The 637-nt window shown below is 70.5% G+C and carries 1 pseudogene; it reads right to left on the bottom strand.

What is annotated here, in order from left to right:
* Positions 1 to 637 (bottom strand): annotated as a pseudogene (locus tag HGO92_RS23185) (recombinase XerD); the annotation flags it as partial.

Consider the following 637-nt stretch of genomic DNA (forward strand, 5'->3'; position numbering starts at 1 on the left):
ATCCACGTCTCGAAGCGGGCAAGGTACGGGTCCCGGTATGGGAGCAGGCCGTGGTGGACCAGAATGGCGCGGAGGTGGTCAACGGCGCGCCCTGCCGTCTCAATGTGCTGGTCGAGGCCTTCGTGGGTCAGCGGAGTGCTCCCGGTAGAGAGTGAGGCCAGGAGGGCCTGGACCTTGGGAGAGCGCTTCCATGTGATGATGCTCTCCGGGCGCTCGGCTTGGCAGAGGGCGTCTACCAGCCGGCCCATCGCGGCCGGGTCTGCCGGGTGGGTGAGCAGCATGGCGGTGAGGTCGTCGCGGAGGGCGCAGCGGGCGCAGGTGCCGCGCCGGTAGGACTCGGTCTCGGTCCGGCAGCGGGTGCAACGGAAGTCGTGGGGGATGCTTGCGCATTCGGCGCAGCGGGGTCCGTCCTGGTGGGATGGGGGTCCGGGGAGGAGGCGATGCTGGTTGCAGCCGGGGCAGCTGCCGTAGGTCCGGGTGGCGACGGTAAAGCAGGGTCCGCAGACCTTTCCCTCCGGCCACCTCACCCGGGCCTTGCCCGCGTTGCGGCTGCAGCGGGCGCAGACATCGGTGCCCGTGGTCCTTGGTCGGCCGCGGGTGGTGTTGCGCGGGCTGAGGCCTGAGGGCTCAGTGGTCA

The organism is Crystallibacter degradans, from assembly GCF_012952295.1.
Taxonomy (GTDB): Bacteria; Actinomycetota; Actinomycetes; order Actinomycetales; family Micrococcaceae; genus Crystallibacter; species Crystallibacter degradans.